We start from the raw sequence: 20,445 nt of genomic DNA on the forward strand, positions 1-20,445 counted from the left end.
GTAAAATCAATATCAAGCACTGATGGAATTGTGTTGAGTATTCTAAGTTTATATCAAAAACGTGAGGATGGCTGAATAGTTACGATTCATAAAACATTTTATTAAACCATAAAAGACAATTTTAATGTGGCACGGTTCAACCAAGATTGTCGTGTTGTAAATAGGGGTGATTGAAAAAAATCAAATAAAGCTAACGTCTACAACATGAAGCCCATTGACTTCATAGTATACGCAAAATAAAGCTATTCATAATCCATCGACAAAATTGCCGATTCTTTCAAGTGCTTCCTTTATATCTTCTCTTGATGCTGCGTATGCACATCTGAGGAAGCCATCTCCTGTATCCCCAAAGATATTTCCTGGGATGGTTACTACCTTATACTCATTAAGCAGCCTTTCTGCAAATTCATCAGCTGAAAGTCCTGTGCTGCTTATTGCCGGGAATGCATAGAATGCACCTCTAGGGTTGAAGCAATCGAGTCCGATCTTGTTCAGACCACCTACGATAAGTTTTCTGCGGCGGTTGTATTCTCTGGCCATTTTTTCCACTTCTTCTTCACCATTGCGAAGGGCTTCAATCGCTCCTACCTGGGCAGTTATCGGGGCACAAAGCATGGTGTACTGGTGGATAAGCATCATTGCATCAATGATCTCTTTCGGCGCAAGGGCGTATGCCATCCTGAATCCTGTCATTGCATATGCTTTTGAAAATCCGTTGAGTAGGATGGTACGGTCGCGCATGCCTTCAAGTGAGGAGAAGCAGGTATGGGTTCCTTCGTAGGTAAGCCTTTCATACACTTCATCTGATATCATCAGGATGTCGTGTTCCACAATGACGTCTGCGATGGCCTCGAGGTCACTTCTGTCCATTGTAGCGCCGGTAGGGTTATTGGGATAATTGATGATGACCGCTTTTGTCTTGTTCGTTATTGCGGCTCTTATCTCATCTGCTGTAATCTTGAAGTCATTCTCTGGCCTGGCCCCAAGGGTCACAGGGACTCCGCCTGCAAAGATGATAGATGGCACGTAGGCGACATATGAAGGCTGTACGACTATTACCTCGTCTCCGGGGTTGACTATAGCTCTGATCGCAAGGTCGAGTCCTTCGCTGACTCCAGTGGTGACAAGGATCTCAGTCTCAGGTTCATAATAAACATTATGTCTTCGGGTATAGTGTTTTGAGAGCTCTTCGCGAAGTTCCATAAGTCCATAGTTGGAAGTGTAGGATGTTTCTCCATGCTCGATGGAATGTATGCACGCTTCCCTTATGTGCCATGGTGTCACATAATCCGGTTCTCCCACTCCTAGGGTGATCACGTCTTCGCTATCTGATACTAGGTCAAAGAACTTTCGGATACCCGATGGTGGTACCTTTTGCATACTGTTTGCTATGAATTGAGAGGGTTTGCATTGTGTTCTCAAGATCGATTCCTCCGATCTAATTAGAAAAAGCAGATCTGCGGGCAGATCTTATGGTGAGACAACGAGCTTTTTCACTTGCTCTGGTTCATCAAGGATCACTCCGTCTTCCTTGTAGGTCTTCAAAACAAAGTGTGTGGAAGTGCTCTGGACCTGTTCCTGTGTCGCTATCTTCTCTGCTACAAAGAAGGCGACCCGTTTCATGGATTTGCCTCGCACTGTCATTGCTATGTCATTTTCACCCGAAAGTAATCTTACTGAACGTACTTCGGGGAACTTGTAAAGTCTCTCGGCAATTGCCTGATATCCCAGTTTGCGTTCAAGGCTTATCTTAAGCTCGATAATGGCGTACACATAGTCATCCCCTGCCAGGTCCCAATCGATGATGGTCTTGTATTTGCGAATGATCTTTGCTTTCTCAAGTTGCTCGATCTTCCTACTGACCTCATCGGCTGTCATGCCAGTGAGTGTTGCTATTTCTTCTGAGCTTGTCCTTGCATCGTCCTCAAGGATATCCAGTATGTTGCGTGTTTGCTCGTCCATGCCTTGAACACCTTCGGGTGTAAAAAAAGAATGATCGAGTAATTTACTCGATCAATACTGCGTTGATCACTCCGTCCTGACCTGGACGGCTTGTGACACGTGCATTGCCAGCAGCGGTCTTGATGACTGCTCCCTTTGTGATGATGTTACGCCTGACGTAGTGCCCGCTTGCTGCGTTCTCTACAACGGTTTCGATAGCAGATACAACTGTTTTCCCATCAGCTGGGTTTGTCACATTTGCGATGTTTGCCTGAAGGAGCCTTACTTTTCTGTTTCCGCCACGTGTTGGAACGTTCTTCCTCTTTGTGTCGTTCACGTGGGTAGCTGCAGGCTCACGGCCAAGCTCGAACTTCCTCTTTCCGCGTGCGGATTTGATCTTTGCTCCTGTGTATTTCCTTTTTGATCTTCCCTGGAATTGCATGATTAGTCCTCTTATTTATTATAAGTAATGTGAATTTTTATTATTATAATATAGGTTAATAGGATTTCCTTTACTAATAGGATTCTATATGAACTTTTCGAGCCAGCGGCTTTGTCCATTCAATTGAGCATTCCATTTAGATGTGATAACAGCTAAATAATTCTATCGCATATTTATCTTTACATGCTCAAAGTTACATTCTTAGGTACCGGTGGCTCTTTGCCGACAACGAACCGCAATCCTTCCGCAATCATGGTCAACAGGGATGGGGAACTTATAATGTTCGATTGCGGTGAGGGTGCCCAACAGCAGATGATGCGTGCAAAGACCGGAATGATGAATTTATCTTCCATATTCATAACTCATTTCCACGCAGACCACATACTCGGGATACCCGGTCTGGTCCAGACTATGTCTTTTCAGGGGCGTACCGAACCCCTTACCATATATGGTCCTGAATGGGTGGAAGAATTCGTGAAATTTCTCACTGCAATGGGTTATTACAAATTGAAGTTCGAAATAAATGCAATAAGGCTCAAAAGTGGAGAGTCCATAAAGCGTGATGGTTATTCCATTGTAGCTTTAAATACCGAGCATAACGTTCCAAGCATCGGCTATGCTCTTGTGGAGGATGAGCGCCCCGGAAGGTTCGATCGTGATAAGGCCATTGAGCTTGGCGTTCCTGTGGGTCCTCTCTTTTCAAAACTGCACCATGGTGGATCGGTCGAGGTAGGTGGCAGGGTTATATCAGCTGAGGATGTAGTAGGTGATCCACGGCCTGGTAGGACGATCGTTTATTCTGGTGATACGCGCCCGTGTCTTGGCGTTCTCAAAGCAAGTGATGGCGCTGACCTGTTGATACATGACAGCACCCTTGCTGACAATATGATCGACTGGGCAAAAGAGTCCATGCATTCGACTGCAGGTGAAGCCGCTGCCCTGGCAAAGAAGGCCGGTGTCAAAAAGCTTGTCCTGACTCACCTGAGTTCAAGATATTCAGACGATGCAACTCCGCTCCTAAATGATGCAAAAGCGTTATTCAAAGACGTGATACTTGCCGAAGACCTTCTGGTGATCGAAGTTCCCCTTAGTGATGATTGATACGTGGGGATGCGGATAAAACTTTTTTACTAGACTGCCCAATAAAGTATCAGGGATCGGTTGGGGGGCAGCCTATGCTAAATGAAGATCATACGTGTTAGTCTAAAAATATTCAAAATGGAGTTGAGGGAGGCAATGGGGAACCGATTCGAAAGCAGAAGATCGATCCTTATTATATAGATGAGTTCAACGATATCATCTCAAAGATGGCATCTATGGGGGGCAGGGATATCCAGATCTCAAAAGGCATCAATAAACTTACTGTCAAAGTCTGTAATACTGCGGTAAAACTTGCAAAAGAAGCTGATGATATTCCTTTAAATCTTATCGATCAGGCTATCACTCTGAATTTTGCCAATTCGAAGGAAATAGAACATGATATTAACAGGATGATATCCGAAAAGATGAATTTGGGGGAGATGTTCCACTATCCTGAAAAGTTCCGTTATGATATGAATCGTAAAAAAGATCTCGTTCTCCGTAAAGTACCGGAGAACAAGAAACTTGGTATAAACATCAATTATGCCATTGAAGCTTTTTTTGCACAGCAAGCTTCTCAGGATAAATGGAACCTGGTCATAAATCACGAATGGTTTGAGCTTAGCACAAGACCAAGATTTGAACTGGCACCGGAAATGCTTCCTGCAGGACTGGAATATGGATCAAATGCAGGAGTTGTGAACATCAATGAGTTTTTTGATATGGATTCACTTATTCTGGAATGTGGTGGTGGTCTCAACCTCTTCGATCCGGCCTGCTTCGATCTGCTAATGAAACACACTGTCCAAAAAATAAGTAGTGTGGATGAGAAAGGTATCATGCACACTTATGAGATCGATGAATAAGATCTGTTCTCATATGTTCAAAGTATGGTCCAGTCAATTTCGGTATCATTCTCATCGTAAAGGTGGACCTCAATGGACATCTCTTCAATATCGTATGGTAGTTCCTTCACGCTAAGAAAGAGTGAATCTCCTATCTCCTTGGTGAATCCTTCTGCTTTGACCCTGGCAAAATAGACACGTCCGCCGGAGTCAATATCTTCGACAACGACACCTTTCCATTGTTTCAGGTTATCAATTATGTTCACGATCTTGCATTCAAACCTGTCAGTTTCCTCTATGGTGCTCATGATATCACATTTGAGTTATAATGGTTGAAAGTTCCATCTTTCATATATAAAGTCTATCCAAGGCAGCAGTGTCTCCTTTTTTAGTCAGTTTGGAAATGACTCCCTCAAAATAATCCTGCCTTACAACTTCTTCATCATTCATTATTGCCTGGTGCAATGCGGTTTTCAGAACCTTCTCAACAATATCTCTTCCTGAAAGCCCCGCTGTGAGTTTTGCTATCTTTTTCATATCAATATCCTCTGCGGGTAGCGGGAACGTACTGATGTTCTTCTCTATTATCGCATAACGGTTCTGCTCATCAGGAAGTGCAAACTCTATCTCTTCCTCAAACCTGCTCCTAACTGCTGGATCAAGGCTGTTGGGGCGGTTGGTCGCGCCAATGGTGCAAACTCCCCGGCGTTCCACGATCCCATCCATTTCCGTAAGCAATGCATTGACTATCTCTGCGACATCGCCTCTTAATTCCTGATTTCGCCTGTCCAGTGCTATTGCATCCAGCTCATCGATAAAAATGATGCATGGCTGCATCTCTTCAGCCCTTTCGTAAAGCTGATGGATCTGTCGGGCACCTTCTCCTACGAACTCTCCTATCAGTTGGGTTGCTTTGATGGGTAGCAATGGAACGTCCGTTTTATTTGCAAGGGCCTTTGCAAGCATTGTCTTCCCTGTGCCGGATGGTCCGAAGAACAGTACGTTCCTGGGGGCCCATTTGCCAAACTTCTCTGGCTCTTCCAAGAACCTCTCGATGAGTTTACATTTCTGTCGTGCTGAGCTCTGCCCCACCACATCATCAAAAGTGACATCTGACTTGAGTCTGGGAATGATCGATGCTTTTTCTTCGTCATTGATGACTATGGTGGTTTTTATTCCTATGGCAGAACCAGGTGGTACTACTTCGATTATCTTATACGCAAAATCCGGGTACATCCGGCGGTCGAACAAATATTCTCCTTCATTTGCCACAAAACCGTTCCACTGTTTCCTTGCATAGTGTTCAAAGACCTCTGCGTTGTCTATCTCCGGATATTCATCAAGCATGCTGCTAAGTGGATATCCCTGCGGTTTCAATATGACTAGCTCTGCAGTGTGTTCAGTAGGGTCTGCATTCTCTTCCCTATCTCTTTTTTGTGTGGTCTTCTGGGTTGATCTGACCATGTTATCAGCTCTTTTTTGTTATAAATGTAAGAGATCTATTGGATCGAATCTGTTTCCTGATGGTCTGCGAATTCTACCGAAGGTCCGTTTCAAATTATTATTTCTAAGGATGCGAACTATAACATCTCAATATATGACTTTAACGGGATAATTAATATATATTGAGTTGGTAAATATATTATGTTATAATATCATTTATCAAATATAAATTGCTGGGAGTTGGTTGATCATGGTCATGATCCCTTTATCCACATTCCTGCTAATTTATTGTTTATTTTTCTAAATGCGGCACTCAAGGCTGTGTGCAATAGAAAACTCAACGGAATTTAAATCAAGATTATTAATAAGGTGGCAATAATGGCTCAAATATTGGTTGTAGAAGATAATCCCATGAACATGGAATTAACAGTTGATCTTTTAGAATCCTGGGGGTATGAAGTAGGTCAGGCAGAAGATGGTCCGGAAGCTCTTGATAAAGTAAAAGAGGCTAAATACGATCTTATTCTTCTGGACATGCAACTTCCGAGAATGGATGGACTTGAGGTGCTTTCTCACTTAAAGGAGGACCCTGATACTGCAGATATTTCGGTTGTAGCTCTTACTGCTCACTCAATGGCAGGGGATGAGGCCAAATTCCTTGATGCCGGGTGTACTGGCTATATTTCAAAACCTATCGACATCCACGAGTTCAAGAAGCAAATTCCGGAATACCTCGGTAAAACTGCTTGATCAGAGGAGTTTGGTGTAATAATGCGCGGTGATGCCGCTCCGAGGATACTGGTCGTTGATGACGAACCTTTGAATGTGGAACTGATGGAGATATATCTCTCCCCTGATTATGAAATAATTTCTGCATATGGTGGTCTGGAAGGTCTTGAGAAGGTTGCAACTGAAGATGTGGACCTTATACTTCTTGATATAATGATGCCGGATGTTAGTGGTTTTGAAGTATGCGAACAGTTGAAGGCCGATCCGCGTTATCAATTGATACCTATTATAATGGTTACCGCACTTTCCGGTAAGGATGATAAGATCCGGAGCATTGATGCGGGGGCGGATGATTTTCTTTCTAAACCGGTCGACAGGCTGGAACTTGCAACACGGGTGCGTTCTCTTTTAAGGATAAGGCAGTTGAATGACAGGTTGGTGCAACAAAGGGATCAGGCACAGAACTATCTTGATGTTGCAGGCGTAATTCTCATGGTAGTTGATAAATCCCAAAATATCACTCTTATCAACAAAAAAGGCTGTGAGATCCTTGGGGGCAGTGAAGATGAGATCCTTGGTAAGAATTGGTTTGATACTTTCATTCCTGAAGACCATGTTGAAAGTTCAAAGGCTATTTTTTCCAGTTTGCTCGAAGGCGATCCAAATACCTATGAGTACACCGAAATACCGATCCGTACCCTTGATGGCGAAGCACGTCTTATCAGTTGGCATCATGTCCTTATATGGGATGAAGGGGGGGAAAATACCTCTATTTTGGGTTCTGGTGAAGATGTTACCGAACGTAGGAGGGCAGAAGTTGCTTTAAAGGGGTATGCGGAGGAACTTGAACATTCCAATGAGCTAAAGGATCTCTTTATTGACATTATCAGGCATGACCTGATGAATCCGGCGGGTGGTGTCAAAGGTTTTACCGATATCCTTCTAAAAAGGGGTAATTTTGAAGGTGAGAACCTTAAGATGCTCCAGGCCATAAAACGTGCAAATTCCAAACTTATTGATATGATCGAGAGTGCAGCTGCATTTGCAAAGGTGGAGTCGGTTTCACAGGTGAAGCTAAGGCCAATGGACCTGGCTGTAATATTAAGAAATGTTGTACACTCCCTTGAGCCACAGTTGAAAGGGGCTGGTATTGAGATATCTCTGCCACAAGAGGGTGTTTATTCTGCATCAGTTGATACGACGATAGAAGAGGTGTTCTTTAATCTGCTTTCCAATGCAGTAAAATATAGTCCAGAGGACACTCGTATTACTGTGGGAATAGATGATCTTGGCAAGGAGTGGAAGGTAAAGGTTCTGGACCAGGGATTCGGTATCTCCGATGAAGATAAACCGTTGGTCTTCGAACGGTTCAAGAGGCTGGATAAAGGCGGCATTAAAGGTTCGGGTCTGGGTCTTGCGATAGTCAAGAGAATAGTTGACCTGCATGGTGGCAAAGTTGGGGTGGGTGACAATCCTTACGAAAAAGGAAGTGTGTTCTGGGTGACCCTTAATAAGGCATGATCTTTCGGGATCATTTATCTCTTGTGTTTTTTAGTTCGTGTCATTCTTTTCATTATCCGGTTTGTATACTGAAATTGCCGATTCCAATAACTTTAAGATACATGCATGCAATGAGCTTTTGCTTTCAATTTATCATGAGGTACTAATATGAAACTGGATGAGGTCACGATTTCAAGAGCGATTATAGACGAGTTCTCTAAGGTCTTCCTTGATTACACCGATGTTGATGTAGCACTTGTGGGCGGCGGCCCTGCTAACCTTGTAGCAGCAAAATATCTCGCAGAAGCAGGCCTGAAGACGGTCATCTACGAGAAGAAACTGGCTGTTGGCGGCGGCATGTGGGCTGGCGGTATGATGTTCCCGCGTATTGTCGTACAGGAAGATGCACGTCACATCCTTGATGAGTTCGGAATCTCATACCGTGAGTACGAAAAGGGCTATTATATCGCAAATTCTGTGGAATCTGTTGGTAAGCTCATCAGTGGTGCAACATCTGCAGGTGCTGAGATATTCAACCTCGTAAATGTCGAGGATGTTATGATCCGGGAAAATGATGAGATATGTGGTCTTGTTATCAATTGGACTGCTGTTGAGATCGGAAAATTGCATGTTGATCCTCTGGCAATACGTTCTAAGGTCGTTGTCGATGGTACTGGCCATCCTGCAGTCGTTTGCTCCACTGTCCAGCGCAAGGTTCCCGGGGCAAAGCTCGGCGAACTCGGTGTAGTGGGTGAGAAGCCAATGTGGGCGGATGTCGGGGAAAAGATGCTCCTTGAGACCACAAAGGAGGTATATCCAAACCTTTACGTTGCAGGGATGGCTGCTAATGCTGTTGCAGGTGCACCTCGTATGGGTCCTGTCTTTGGTGGAATGCTTCTTTCAGGCAAACAGGTCGCAGAGCTTATCATCGAAAGGCTTGGATAATCTTTCTATGGCTGATTTGAGCCAAAAAGTTTATCTAATAAAAATACTAGTATAAGGTGCTTCATAGTGAAGCACCACCTATTCCGTGCCGGGGTAGGGTAGCGGTTATCCTGTAGCCCTGTGGAGGCTACGATCCGAGTTCGACTCTCGGTCCCGGCCCCATTCTGATTCTTCTGTTTGATCTGATTATCACTACTGGTACTTTTTAGGGATTGTAACAAGTTTTAGAGCTCATGTTATCTCTAAATAAGTTGCCACATTGTCATTGTTCTACTATCGCTTGTTCAGCTTTGAATGTACAATTGTCTCGTGGTCTTATGGGATCTTACAAGTACATCTCTATGGAATTGTAATTGTTACAATAGCCTCGTGGTCCATGGGTCCGGGACAAAATTCTATATGTTTGCTAAAAAGATCCGCAGATCACTGAAATAAAGAAAATAAAAGATCTCTTATTTCCTTTTTAGATGTCGAATGTTCTATCAAACTCTGGATAAAGTTCAGAGCTTTCCAGAAGTTCTTCAAATGCATCGTGCCTTGGACTTACGATCACAACATGTGCAGGAGGGTGTATCTTTCTCAACTTGCTTATTGCGGCACCAGCATTCGTATCAAGTTCTACCAAAGCTGCAGAATTACATTTAGTTTTAAGTGGTACTCCTGAGACACTTACAAGAAGTTGATCTGCATAATTAGGCTCGATCCTTTTCGGGTTCGATCCGAATTTCATACTTCCATAGTGTTCTAGGTCGTGCAAAGCGATTTTGACCTTGTTCGGGTCCTCCGCTCGAATTACAGCAAAAGATTTCATTTTTTGTCCCCACACCAAACTTAATTAAAATTTAATGGAACTATTTAAGGTTTCCAATTATATTAATGTTTGGATACTGTATGGTATTTTGTTACGTTTTTCAAAAAAGATCATTGGGATTAGTTCCCAAGTTCCTTTGAACGCGTTGAAGATTCAATGACCGCATTCATAAAAGCAGCTCTTATCCCGCTCTCTTCAAGAGTGCGTATTGCTCTGATGGTCGTTCCTGCAGGGGATGTTACCATGTCCTTAAGTTCTCCTGGGTGCATTCCTGTCTCCAGTACCATTTTTGCAGCACCAAGAACTGTCTGTGCTGCCAGTGTGATCGCATTTGCACGGTCAAGTCCTTCATGGACTGCTCCGTCAGCTAATGCTTCTATAACTGGGAATATGTATGCAGGTCCGCTTCCGGATAGACCGGTGACCGCATCCATGAGCTTCTCAGGGATCGTTATTGCACTTCCAATGGACTGGAACATCTCAAGTGCGATCACCATATCCTCGTCAGTGGCATTCGTACCTGCGCAAACAGCAGATGCAGCTTCTGCAACGGTTGCTGCGATGTTTGGCATGACCCGTACGACCCTTGTGCCCTCATTCAGTTCATCTTCAATTGCTGCTACTGGAACTCCTGCTGCGATGGAGATAACTAGCTTGTCAGCGGTAATGCTGTCCTTGATGGCTGCAAGCACGCTTTTTAGTATCTGTGGCTTGACCGCAAGCACAACAACATCAGAGTCTCCTATGGTCTCAGTATTGTCAGTTGAGACATTAATACCCAATTCATTGTTGAGTCTTTCAAGAGCAGGCTTGTAAACATCACTTGCATTCAGAGTTATTTCGCTATGTGATGCGAGAATTCCTCTTATAAGTGATTCTCCCATCTTGCCTGTGCCTATGAATCCGATCCTTTTTTCTGTAAGATGCATTTTAGTTCCCTTTTCTGTCTCTTGATATGGGCAGTGTGCAATAGTTCATTCCAGCCATAGTTGGCTGAGATCACATTTTCATTTCCTTTTTATTGTGACGATGTCCCCAAGAGTTGTACCGCTGTTCAAACGGTCAGCATTCCATTCATCTTTGCCCTGCCGCTCCATAAGATTCACATTGAGTGCTTTTTCTATCTTCTTCCTGACAGAATCTTCCGGGGTTATCTCTCCCCTTTCTATCTTTTTTATCAGGGAAGCCTTCTCTTTGATCTCAATGGCAAGCACTTCTTGTGTCCATCCGCGTTTTTCACGAGCTTCACGTATGACGGTCTCGTACTCGTCCACAAGTTCGTCATCCAGCTCAGCAAAAGGATCGCGTCTTGATGTTGTCCTTTTTTGAACATTCCGAATTGGTTTTGGAGATACAGGTGATATCTTTCTGGATACAGGTGAGCGTGCTCTTGCCGCATTTCCGTATTGTGAACACTTACTGCACACCTTAAGCTGGCTTCCGTCAATAGTGACGTCTATCGGCTTTTCTCTGATCTCTGCACCACATATTTCACATTGCATCGGTATCATCTCTTAAAGGCTATTTTAATTGCCCTTTACGAAAGTGCTATATACCGTCTCTACTTAAATAATTATTCGGAGCTATGACAGAAACGATCGACGATGAGCCAAGAAGCAATGATTATAGCTTCAGTGGCATTGGTAATGGGGATTTTGTTTCCGAAAGCGATGAGGATTTTTCAAAATATCTGCTGGATCGGATGAAGCAGCTTGAATCGCGAAACAATATCCTGAAAGAGCAATGTGACCAGATAGAATCCGATAAGCGTTATATCGAATCACAAAAGCTCAAGTATGAACGTGAGACGCACCGCCTTCAGTCAGAAATTGATAGGTTAAAGTCTCCTCCACTTGTGGTTGCGAGTATAGTGGATATGTTTGATGGCGATAAAGCTCTGATCAGGAGCAGTACAGGTCCTCAGTTCCTTGTGAAAGTTTCACAGGACCTCGATGATGATAATCAGCTTGTTCCGGGGGTCAGGGTGGGGTTGAACCAGCAGACTCTGGCAGTCGTCGACATCATTCCTGAATCAGACGAACCGCTTATCACGGCTATGGAGGTAATCGATTCACAGGAAGTTGACTATTCGCAGATAGGTGGTCTGGACCAACAGATTATGGAGATAAGTGAATCTGTCGAATTGCCGATCACTAAACCGGAAGTTTTTGAACGCATTGGTATAACTCCTCCCAAAGGAGTCCTGCTTTTCGGACCACCTGGTACGGGAAAGACATTGCTTGCCAAAGCGGTGGCGCACAGGACGAATGCCACTTTCATAAGGGTGGTGGGTTCTGAACTTGTACAGAAATATATTGGCGATGGCGCAAAGCTTGTTCGTGATATCTTCGAGATGGCAAGGAAGAAGGCACCTGCAATCATCTTTATCGATGAGCTGGATGCGATCGCAGCGACACGTCTGGAAGATACGAACGGTGCAGACAGGGAAGTTCAAAGAACCCTCATGCAACTGCTTGCTGAGATGGATGGCTTTGACAACAGGGGTGACGTACGCATAATTGCTGCCACCAACAGATCTGATGTGCTAGACCCGGCAATTGTAAGGCCGGGAAGGCTTGACCGTATCATCGAGATACCATTGCCTGATCAGGATGGTCGTGAAACGATCTTCCGTATCCATGCAGAGAGGCTTAACATTGGCAGCGATGTAGATGTCAAAAAGCTGGCAGATCTTACAGAAGGGGCAAGTGGTGCCGATATAGGGGCCATAGTCATGGAAGCTGGAATGCTTGCTGTACGCAATGATAGTGACCACATAGGCATGTCTGACCTGCTTGATGCAGTTACAAAGGTCATGGTCCCCAAAGCGAACAATATCGATCATTCGGAGAACATGTTCTGGTGAGCAAAAGGTCGTGTTGCATTGGCATTTCATATCAAGCCTGAGATCAGGATACTTGGTATCGATGATTCCGCATTGATAAGTGATGATATTCTGATAGTGGGAGCTTTCTTTCGTGGCGGGCAATGGCTTGATGGCGTGATGCATTCCAGCATCCATCGTGATGGTATGGATGCTACGGAGAGGATAGCTGAGATGGTGACCTCAAGCAAACACTATGGTCAGATAAAAGTGATAATGCTTGATGGTGTGACCTATGGTGGTTTCAATCCGGTTGACATCGTCAGGCTGTATGAAGGAACTGAAATACCGGTCATTGTTATAATGCGTGAGGTCCCTGATCTTGAAAAAATCAAGGATGCCCTGTCAAATCTGCCTGACCCTGGAGAGAGATTTCGGATCATACTTCGGGCAGGTGCAATTACAAAAGTGGTCTCAAAGGATCCTTTGAATCCTATATTCATCCAGTGTGCCGGCATCGATACTGAAAAAGCAGGTGAGGTCGTACGTTTGTCTTCAACAAGGAGCAATGTTCCGGAACCTCTCAGGGTGGCACACATGATCGCCACAGGTATGGTCTGTGGCGAATCCCGTGGCAAAGCCTGATCTTATTTCTGCATGCAATTGTCTGCCAGCTTTACACCTTCTTCCATAAGGGCCTCAGCTCTGTCCAGTGTCTTTGCTTCTGCAAATATCCTTATGATAGGTTCAGTTCCAGAAGGGCGTATAAGCACCCATCCGTCGTTGTGCCATATCTTTACACCATCGGTCGTATCTACTTCCAGTTCTCCTCCGACAACACTGTCCTTTATCTTCTCCATCGTGGGGTCCAGGTCATTGCAATGAACCTTTGTCTTTGAATTGAAATAGACCGGTACGTTCTCTGCAAGGTGTGAAAGTTTCTTGCCAGAGGCCATTATCTCAAGAAGTTTTGCACATGCCATGGCTCCATCACGACAATATTGGTGTTCCGGGAAAATAAGTCCTCCATTACCTTCTCCTCCGAATGCCGCACCTATTTCCATCATCTTTCTTGCGACATTGATAGAACCGACAGCCGTCCAGTGAAGTTTCACTCCTGCCTCCTCTGCCACATCCAGCATACGCTGTGATGAGCTGACAGGCGTGACGAGGTCTCCTTTCTTGTCTTCGAGGATGTACTTCGCCATCATTGCCAAAAGGACATCTTCATCGATGAAATTCCCGTTCTCGTCAAAGAACACTGCCCTATCCGCATCTCCATCCTGGGCAACGCCCATGTCCGCACCCCTGCTTTTCACAATGTCGGAAAGTTCGGTCAGGACATCTTCGGTAGGTTCCGGATTGCGCCATGGGAACGTTCCGTCTATCTGGGCGTTGAGTGCCATTACCTCACATCCAAGTTTCTGAAGCAGGAAAGGCAACGTCAAAGAGCCGGCACCGCAACCGGTATCCACCACTACCTTGAAGCGCTTTTCACGTATGCTTTCCGCATCCACGGAATTGATGATGGCATTGATATATTGTTCATTTGCGTTCGTATCTTTGAAGAGGTCGCCCGTCCTTTCCCAGCTGGCTGCTGCGAAATCCTTTGACATGTAGATCTTTTCGACCTCTCTCTCTCCTTCCCTTGAGAACTCGCTTCCGTCTCCGGCAACCAGTTTAATTCCGTTGTACTCTCTTGGATTGTGTGATGCAGTGACGCCAATACCTGCATCGGCATGCTCCCTTACATAATACTGGATGGCCGGTATCGGTGCTATTCCGATATCAATTACAGTAACTCCTGTGGACAACGCACCGGCGATAGCAGCCGATTTTAGCATGTCTCCTGATTTGCGGGTATCTCTCCCAACGACGACTGTACCCTTTGAACCCATGTATGTCCCAAGGCTCTTTGCGACATCTATCGCAAGCTGTGGTGTGATATATTCGTTAGCGATCCCTCTTACTCCGTTCGTTCCAAAAAAAGCCATTTTGTATCTCCTCTTCAAATATTTTACTAGTATGGTCGCTGAATCTATTTTATATTTTTGATACCTCTCACTTGACCAAGTTTAAATTGTATGAGTTCTAATCTATGCAGCATGATGATGCGTGAAAAAGGCAAACTGGTCATTTGGCCTGCAAACCTGGACAAGTCCCGATCGCGGAAAGGTGGCAGGATAATCTCCAGAAAGAGCTCTCTCGAAGCTCCGCTACTCAGGGAATTGACGGCAGCAGCTGAGAAATTGAACCTGAACCCTGAAGTGGAAGCTGATAAAAAGTATCCCCGTACATGGTGGGAATCAAGCGGTCGTATCCTTGTGGACAACAATGAAGCTAAGACCATGGTCGCAAGAAAGATCGCAAAGGCCATCAAGGAAGCACGTGGTGGCTGATCTTCGGATCAGGTACCCTGCCTTTTTTAATCTTTAAATTGAGTTGAAAATTATTTGTGCTCTTTTAAATACGATAGTCTCAACTCTCTATCTGAAGAGAGCTAATCGGTAATTATGAAAAAAAACGAATTCAAAAAAAGATCTTATCAGGTTAGGGCCAGAGGCCAAAACCTGCGCTAAGTGCAAGGATAACGATGCCGCAAATTGCGCCAAAGATGAAGACGGTCCTTGGTTGTACGTGAACAGCTCTTTTATCCGCATCATAGTACGTCATAAGACCTGCAGATGACATCAATCCACTTCCACTTGATTTCTTCTTTTCTGCCATAGTTCCTCAATTAGTTCTTTAAATTTTTAAGCTTTGTGCCTGTTACATCAATATCTCATCAATAAGAACAGGTGGTTCAAATATGCCCTTTTCAGTAATAAGTGCTGTGATGTTCTCCATGGGAGTTGCATCAAAGGCCGGATTATAAACATCCACATTCTTAGGTGCTATCTGGACATCACCAATATATCGTAACTCGTCCGCATCTCTCTGTTCTATTGTCACAGTCTCCTCCCAACCATTAGGATCAAAGGTCGAGACCGGTGCTGCAACATAGAATGGTATCTCATGTTCCCTTGCTACGATCGAATGGGTGTAGGTCCCTATCTTATTGAAAACAACGTCCTGTGTTATCCTGTCGGCACCCACTATCATCTTATCGACCATTCCATGTCTCATTACATGCCCTGACATGGAATCGGTTATCAGCTTTACCGGAATGTTATCCTGCATAAGTTCCCATGTGGTGATACGGCCGCCCTGGTTCAGGGGTCTTGTCTCACAGGCTATGACACTGATCTCCTTCCCTTTCTCAACTGCCGAGCGAATTACTCCCAGGGCAGTCCCCCAATCAACACAGGCCATTCTTCCTGCATTGCAGTGTGTCATCACAGTGTCGCCGTCATCCAGCAACTTCTGTCCATACTTTCCTATGGCCTTGTTTATCTCCACATCTTCGTCTGCTATCCTGATCGCCTCGAAGATAACGATGTCCTTGATGCTTTCAAGATCGTAGGAATCTTCTGTGGCCTTTAAGACCCTTTTAACGGCCCATGCGAGATTCACTGCTGTCGGTCGTGTGGCTATAAGGGTGGAAGCAGCGACTTTCAAGTCATTGAGCAACTTTTCCATTGTGTCTGCACTGCTAAGTGTGACTGCAAGTGCCATTCCAAACCCTCCTGCGGCAGCAAGTGCCGGAGCACCTCTTACCCGAAGGGACCTTATGGCTTCACAAAGGGATGCAAGGTTCTTACATTCAATAACATTAAGTTCTACTGGCAGGAGTGTCTGATCGATCATCACGACACTTTTGGATTCATCGTTCCAGTCTATTGTTCTCATGTGGATCACTCAAGACCTTAACGAAGTTTCCGAATAAAAAAGTATTCAAGCTTGAACGTTCGTTCTGAATGGTCTCTGTTTATTCACCTTATCTGTTCCTTACCACACTTCATTTATATATCTCAGCTGACCTATTATATCTGATGACAAAACCTCTGGTAGTTCATGATCCAGTTCATAAGACCATCATCCTCTCTGAATTGGAGCAGCTTCTTATCGGTACGCCTCAACTTCAAAGACTTCGTGGCATTCAGCAGCTTGGTCTTGCAGATGTGGTATTTCCGGGTGCGAACCACTCCCGTTTTGAACATAGTCTTGGAACGATGCATACGGCATCTCTTCTGGGCAGATCGGTAGGACTCGACAATGAAGATATTATGAAACTAAGGCTTGCAGGCCTTCTTCACGATGTAGGTCATTCCGCTTTTTCACATGCTGTGGAAAGTGTATTGAAAAGGGATCCTGCGATACAGCCAAAGATGTGTGAGAATTGTTTTGTTGATCATGAAGCTTTTACAAAATATATCATATCAGAGGTAATTCCTGAGGACAACATAATTGCGAGATATGTTCGTGATGAATTGGGGTATGATCCCTTTGAGTTCTTCAATGAGGTGTCAAAGATCGCTACGGGTGATCTATCCATTGAAAAGCCCTATCTTTCTCAGTTGATGTCAGGGGATATAGATGCCGATCGTATCGATTTTCTACTTCGCGATTCTTACCATACTGGGGTATCCCTGGGACTCATCGATGTCGATCAGATAATGCAAAGTCTGTGCATTGTGAATGATAATGTTGTGTTCGGTTCTCCGGGTTCGGGCAGTTTTGATGAGGAACTTACGCTGGCAGCGGCAGAATCGATGCTTATCGCGCGTTCTCATCATTACACTGCGATCATTCATCATCCTCGTACTCAGGCTGTCAGGGTCATGCTCCTTTATGCGCTGGAGATGACCCTTCAGCAGCAGAAGGAGTTATTTGGGGATGAGGCCGTTGGAACCATGGTTGCGGATTTCTTTACTACTTATAATGATGCGGATCTGCTGAATTTCATCAATGCGAAGGGGGGTGAGGTGGCAAGGGGTCTGTTGCAGGATATTCGTGATGGGCAGATCTATGTTCCGGTTGCCCGGTCCAATCAGAAGACACTATCTCCGGGTACAAGGATGGCACTTTCGACCATTGCACGCAGTGGCAAGGCTACAAGGATGTTCGAAAAGGAGCTGGAAAAGAGGTTGGGGGATGTGCTTGTCGATCTGAGCATCGCAACGGGGGTCCCTAAAAGTGCCAGGGTGATGGTTGGCGGGAGCGAGAATTTCTTCTACGATGAGTCTGCTCTGGCAAACGGTCTGGTCCGTGCTATATCCCGGCAGATGTCATTGACCGTTTTCACTCATCCCGATGTTGCCATTACCTCGGAACTCTCTTCTGCCCAGGTGGTAATGCATAATATTGTGGATGACCTCTCGCCGAAACTGCTTCGCTTCATCAGGGAGGAGCAGTATCTTCCCATAGAGGGCTTGATCCTTCTTCTTTATGCTATTCATGAAATGTTCGAGGAAGTCCACGATGGTTTTGTCTCTATCCCGCGTATAAGGAACATCACCTGGTTGTACAAGAAGGTTGCATTTTTCAAAGAGGACATCAGGTTAAAATACCTGTTCGACTATGAGTTCCACACAAGATATGGTTTCCTTTACAGCAACAAGGTCTATGAGGACATTCAGTTGCTGGTAGCTATGGGGGTCGTGGATGAGGACCTGCGTTATTTTGAGAAGGATGGCAGGTTCAGGCAGCGGTATGAATATGTGCTGACAGATGCAGGCGTGCAATATGCGGCAGATCTTGTTGATCCCTATCAACGTGATTATAAAATAATTACTTCCGATCTTACAATGAACAAACATTCCATTCCCCGTGATATCGTTACAATGCCATTGGCAAGATTTCAGAGCGATCGGGAAAAGAGAACATCAGGTGCGAAAAAATGAAATTAGGCGAGATAGTGCTGTTAAAGACCAGCCATAAGGGTAAGATCAGAGAATTTATCACATCGGTATCTGATGAGAAGTTCCACTCGGATTTTGGCATGATAGAAATGTCAGAGTTGCTGGAAAAGAAAGAAGGGGAAACGGTGGAATCTCATATGGGCCAGACATTTGTCATCCAGCTTCCCAGGATGCCGGATTTCTTCAGGCATGCAAAACGTACTGGAACGCCTATCATGCCCAAGGATATTGGTATGATATTGGGCTATACCGGTCTCAATAAGAACGATACTGTACTTGATGCCGGCACAGGCTCCGGTATTCTTGCCATGTATCTGGGCTCTATTGCAAAAAGGGTGCTCAGTTTTGAGGTAAGGGATGATTTCGCGGAGGTTGCTCGTGAAAATATACGCCGTGCAGGTCTCGATAATGTGGAAGTGCGATGCGGTAATATCGTTGATGAAGTTAAGGAACTCGATGAGAAATTTGATATTGTGACGCTTGATACCATCGATTCAGCGACAATTGTGCCTTATATTCCTTCGATACTGAATCCCGGTGGTTTCCTTGTCACGTATTCGCCTTTCCTGGAACAGACAGCACAGATCAGAAAAGCAATAGCTGAGGCTGATTTCTTTGAGGTGAGGACGATCGAATGTATCGAACGTGCAATGTCCTTTTCAGATCGTGGCACACGTCCTTCAACATCCAGGGTCGGGCATACCGGGTATATCACCATTGCCAGATTGTGAGAATATTATCTGACTCCATCTGCGGTTATGGTGAATTCGCAGGTGGTTCCTTCCGGGCGGGAGCGATGTTTCCATATCTTTGCTCTGCGGCTTCCCGTTCCGGTCTTCTCAAGCTGAATTATTGTTTTCGAGATATGCTCAAGACTACTGCCGCCTATTGGTTTTAATGAATTTGATTTGATATCTGAATAGACCTGATTGGTTATGACCACCACTATGTCGCGTTTTCGTGCGAGACTGTGGAGGAATCCTATCTGATTTGAGAGCTCTCTTCTGGTCCTTATGCTTGAATCCTCATCATCAAGTTCGAACCTATAATATGCTGTTGCAGAGTCAACAATGATGACTCCGACGTTCTCTGTGCTTATCTTCTCGGTTTCCCTGACCGCAGAATACTGCTCTTCGAAGCTATGGGGCTCAAAAATGATTATGTCCTGGGCGATCTTTCTTGCGTTCTCGCCGGCTATCTGTTTGAATCGATCTGCAGAGAGGCCTTCAGTATCGATGAATATTGCTTTTTTCCCTTTCTTAACACATTCGATGGCAAGTTGCAGGCAAATATTGGTCTTTCCGCTACCTGCTTCTCCGAATATCTGAGTAACAACCCCTGCTTCAAAACCGCCTCCCAGGAGCTCATCTAGAGGCTTGCAGCTTGATGGTAACTGTTCTTTTATTGTCTTCACCTCGATATGGATTAACTGCTATTGTGGAATTTATGATATACATCTTTTGGCAAAGGGATGTTCTCTTATGTTAGTTCTGTTATGTAGGTTGTGTACTTCTCTTTAACAAATATGGTTATCTATTCGATATTACATGTGGTAACAAACATGGTAATCAATACTCAATTTGTCTCATTATAATGATGAGTTATCCCTGCGTCCATTACCAGCTTTGTTACCAGGCATGATGTATTAGTATCCAATCATGGGGGCAAAAAGCATTATTAAGTGAGAGGTCCATAATGCTAATTTACTCAAGTAGGGACCTTTTCCGCATTATATGCGGGCTATTGAAGGCGTTTATCATTTAATGTCTTCATGGGGGATGGGTGCGAAAGGTCTCTCGCTTACGTATCAAAATCTAATGGAAGGAAGATCAATGTCTGATATTATAATTTATACAACGGAAACATGCCCGAAATGCGTTCAATTGAAAAATGTATTGAAGTCCAACAATGTGGCTTTTACTGAAGCGGACATGTCAACTCCTGAGTCCCTTACAGAACTACGCTTAAACGGTGTTTTCACTGTAACGGCTCCGGTATTACAGATAGATGATGACTTTCTTACGTATGAAGAGCTATTCAACAGTGATGGGGTCGATCTTGGATCACTGAAGAGTATTTTATAA

The 20,445-nt window shown here is 44.6% G+C and carries 23 protein-coding genes and 1 tRNA gene; 12 read left to right on the top strand and 12 right to left on the bottom strand.

Going from position 1 to position 20,445, the window contains the following annotated elements; translation table 11 throughout:
* Nucleotides 1–246 precede the first annotated feature (246 nt).
* Genes QAS77_RS01230 through QAS77_RS01240 form a run of 3 tightly spaced genes read right to left on the bottom strand, consistent with a single transcriptional unit; the run spans nt 247 to nt 2,383 of the window.
* On the bottom strand, nt 247–1,422 hold the full coding sequence (locus QAS77_RS01230; protein WP_276575015.1) for an aminotransferase class I/II-fold pyridoxal phosphate-dependent enzyme: 1,176 nt from the start codon (nt 1,420–1,422) through the stop codon (nt 247–249).
* A gap of 48 nt (nt 1,423–1,470) precedes the next feature.
* A complete protein-coding gene (locus QAS77_RS01235; protein WP_250866814.1) occupies nt 1,471–1,962 on the bottom strand; it encodes an Lrp/AsnC family transcriptional regulator in 492 nt (163 codons plus the stop codon).
* Nucleotides 1,963–2,005: 43 nt separating this feature from the next.
* A complete protein-coding gene (locus QAS77_RS01240) occupies nt 2,006–2,383 on the bottom strand; it encodes a 30S ribosomal protein S8e (protein WP_250866813.1) in 378 nt (125 codons plus the stop codon).
* 183 nt (nt 2,384–2,566) lie between these two features.
* Here QAS77_RS01240 and rnz point away from each other — a divergent pair, with 183 nt between their 5' ends.
* The gene (gene rnz / locus QAS77_RS01245; RefSeq protein ID WP_305063879.1) at nt 2,567–3,484 is read left to right on the top strand and encodes a ribonuclease Z; all 918 of its coding nucleotides are present in this window, start codon (nt 2,567–2,569) and stop codon (nt 3,482–3,484) included.
* A gap of 206 nt (nt 3,485–3,690) precedes the next feature.
* On the top strand, nt 3,691–4,329 hold the full coding sequence (locus tag QAS77_RS01250) for a hypothetical protein (RefSeq protein WP_305063880.1): 639 nt from the start codon (nt 3,691–3,693) through the stop codon (nt 4,327–4,329).
* A 17-nt stretch (nt 4,330–4,346) separates the two neighbouring features.
* Here the strand turns inward: QAS77_RS01250 and QAS77_RS01255 are convergent, their stop codons facing one another.
* Complete coding sequence (locus QAS77_RS01255) at nt 4,347–4,616, bottom strand: hypothetical protein (RefSeq protein ID WP_250866810.1); 270 nt, start codon at nt 4,614–4,616, stop codon at nt 4,347–4,349.
* A 40-nt stretch (nt 4,617–4,656) separates the two neighbouring features.
* The gene (locus QAS77_RS01260; RefSeq protein ID WP_250866809.1) at nt 4,657–5,772 is read right to left on the bottom strand and encodes an AAA family ATPase; all 1,116 of its coding nucleotides are present in this window, start codon (nt 5,770–5,772) and stop codon (nt 4,657–4,659) included.
* Nucleotides 5,773–6,129: 357 nt separating this feature from the next.
* On the opposite strand from QAS77_RS01260, the gene QAS77_RS01265 reads away from it, so the two are divergent.
* The 4 genes from QAS77_RS01265 (at nt 6,130) to QAS77_RS01280 (ending at nt 9,087) form a co-directional block, all read left to right on the top strand.
* The gene (locus QAS77_RS01265; protein WP_276575014.1) at nt 6,130–6,501 is read left to right on the top strand and encodes a response regulator; all 372 of its coding nucleotides are present in this window, start codon (nt 6,130–6,132) and stop codon (nt 6,499–6,501) included.
* 21 nt (nt 6,502–6,522) lie between these two features.
* Entirely contained in the window at nt 6,523–8,001 is a 1,479-nt protein-coding gene (locus QAS77_RS01270) for a response regulator (protein WP_250866808.1), read from the top strand.
* Nucleotides 8,002–8,148: 147 nt separating this feature from the next.
* Nucleotides 8,149–8,925 carry a sulfide-dependent adenosine diphosphate thiazole synthase gene (locus QAS77_RS01275; RefSeq protein WP_250866807.1) on the top strand — a complete coding sequence of 259 codons (777 nt, stop codon included), beginning with the start codon at nt 8,149–8,151 and terminating at the stop codon, nt 8,923–8,925.
* Between the two features lie 87 nt (nt 8,926–9,012).
* Nucleotides 9,013–9,087: transfer RNA gene (locus QAS77_RS01280), tRNA-His, on the top strand.
* 301 nt (nt 9,088–9,388) lie between these two features.
* On the opposite strand, the gene QAS77_RS01285 is transcribed toward QAS77_RS01280, so the two are convergent.
* The 3 genes from QAS77_RS01285 to QAS77_RS01295 all read right to left on the bottom strand — a co-directional run bounded on the left by QAS77_RS01285 (nt 9,389) and on the right by QAS77_RS01295 (nt 11,238).
* Nucleotides 9,389–9,736, bottom strand: coding sequence for a DUF356 domain-containing protein (locus tag QAS77_RS01285; protein WP_172368676.1), 348 nt, complete (start codon nt 9,734–9,736; stop codon nt 9,389–9,391).
* A 119-nt stretch (nt 9,737–9,855) separates the two neighbouring features.
* Nucleotides 9,856–10,665 carry a pyrroline-5-carboxylate reductase gene (proC, locus tag QAS77_RS01290; protein WP_250866806.1) on the bottom strand — a complete coding sequence of 270 codons (810 nt, stop codon included), beginning with the start codon at nt 10,663–10,665 and terminating at the stop codon, nt 9,856–9,858.
* A gap of 78 nt (nt 10,666–10,743) precedes the next feature.
* The gene (locus tag QAS77_RS01295) at nt 10,744–11,238 is read right to left on the bottom strand and encodes a multiprotein bridging factor aMBF1 (protein ID WP_305063881.1); all 495 of its coding nucleotides are present in this window, start codon (nt 11,236–11,238) and stop codon (nt 10,744–10,746) included.
* Between the two features lie 83 nt (nt 11,239–11,321).
* Here QAS77_RS01295 and QAS77_RS01300 point away from each other — a divergent pair, with 83 nt between their 5' ends.
* Together QAS77_RS01300 and QAS77_RS01305 are read left to right on the top strand one after the other, a co-directional pair.
* Nucleotides 11,322–12,602: a proteasome-activating nucleotidase gene (locus QAS77_RS01300; protein WP_305063882.1), complete on the top strand. Its 1,281-nt coding sequence runs from the start codon at nt 11,322–11,324 to the stop codon at nt 12,600–12,602.
* Between the two features lie 18 nt (nt 12,603–12,620).
* A complete protein-coding gene (locus QAS77_RS01305; RefSeq protein ID WP_305063883.1) occupies nt 12,621–13,205 on the top strand; it encodes an endonuclease dU in 585 nt (194 codons plus the stop codon).
* Between the two features lie 2 nt (nt 13,206–13,207).
* Here the strand turns inward: QAS77_RS01305 and glmM are convergent, their stop codons facing one another.
* The gene (gene glmM / locus QAS77_RS01310; protein WP_305063884.1) at nt 13,208–14,554 is read right to left on the bottom strand and encodes a phosphoglucosamine mutase; all 1,347 of its coding nucleotides are present in this window, start codon (nt 14,552–14,554) and stop codon (nt 13,208–13,210) included.
* A 90-nt stretch (nt 14,555–14,644) separates the two neighbouring features.
* On the opposite strand from glmM, the gene QAS77_RS01315 reads away from it, so the two are divergent.
* On the top strand, nt 14,645–14,959 hold the full coding sequence (locus QAS77_RS01315) for a signal recognition particle protein Srp19 (protein WP_305063885.1): 315 nt from the start codon (nt 14,645–14,647) through the stop codon (nt 14,957–14,959).
* Nucleotides 14,960–15,110: 151 nt separating this feature from the next.
* Here QAS77_RS01315 and QAS77_RS01320 read toward each other — a convergent pair whose 3' ends face one another.
* Nucleotides 15,111–15,287: a preprotein translocase subunit Sec61beta gene (locus tag QAS77_RS01320; protein WP_305063886.1), complete on the bottom strand. Its 177-nt coding sequence runs from the start codon at nt 15,285–15,287 to the stop codon at nt 15,111–15,113.
* A gap of 42 nt (nt 15,288–15,329) precedes the next feature.
* Nucleotides 15,330–16,349, bottom strand: a complete 1,020-nt coding sequence (locus tag QAS77_RS01325; protein ID WP_305063887.1) for an S-methyl-5-thioribose-1-phosphate isomerase — start codon at nt 16,347–16,349, stop codon at nt 15,330–15,332.
* Between the two features lie 143 nt (nt 16,350–16,492).
* Between QAS77_RS01325 and QAS77_RS01330 the strand changes: the two genes are divergently transcribed.
* Nucleotides 16,493–18,343 carry an HD domain-containing protein gene (locus QAS77_RS01330; RefSeq protein WP_250866799.1) on the top strand — a complete coding sequence of 617 codons (1,851 nt, stop codon included), beginning with the start codon at nt 16,493–16,495 and terminating at the stop codon, nt 18,341–18,343.
* Nucleotides 18,340–19,092 carry a tRNA (adenine-N1)-methyltransferase gene (locus tag QAS77_RS01335; RefSeq protein WP_250866798.1) on the top strand — a complete coding sequence of 251 codons (753 nt, stop codon included), beginning with the start codon at nt 18,340–18,342 and terminating at the stop codon, nt 19,090–19,092. Before QAS77_RS01330 ends, QAS77_RS01335 begins: the two co-directional genes overlap by 4 nt.
* 5 nt (nt 19,093–19,097) lie before the next feature.
* On the opposite strand, the gene radB is transcribed toward QAS77_RS01335, so the two are convergent.
* On the bottom strand, nt 19,098–19,775 hold the full coding sequence (radB, locus tag QAS77_RS01340; protein WP_250866797.1) for a DNA repair and recombination protein RadB: 678 nt from the start codon (nt 19,773–19,775) through the stop codon (nt 19,098–19,100).
* A gap of 418 nt (nt 19,776–20,193) precedes the next feature.
* On the opposite strand from radB, the gene QAS77_RS01345 reads away from it, so the two are divergent.
* The gene (locus tag QAS77_RS01345; RefSeq protein ID WP_250866796.1) at nt 20,194–20,445 is read left to right on the top strand and encodes a glutaredoxin family protein; all 252 of its coding nucleotides are present in this window, start codon (nt 20,194–20,196) and stop codon (nt 20,443–20,445) included.

Origin of the sequence: Methanococcoides sp. (genome assembly GCF_030594565.1) — an archaeon.
In the GTDB taxonomy this organism is placed as follows: domain Archaea; phylum Halobacteriota; class Methanosarcinia; order Methanosarcinales; family Methanosarcinaceae; genus Methanococcoides; species Methanococcoides seepicolus.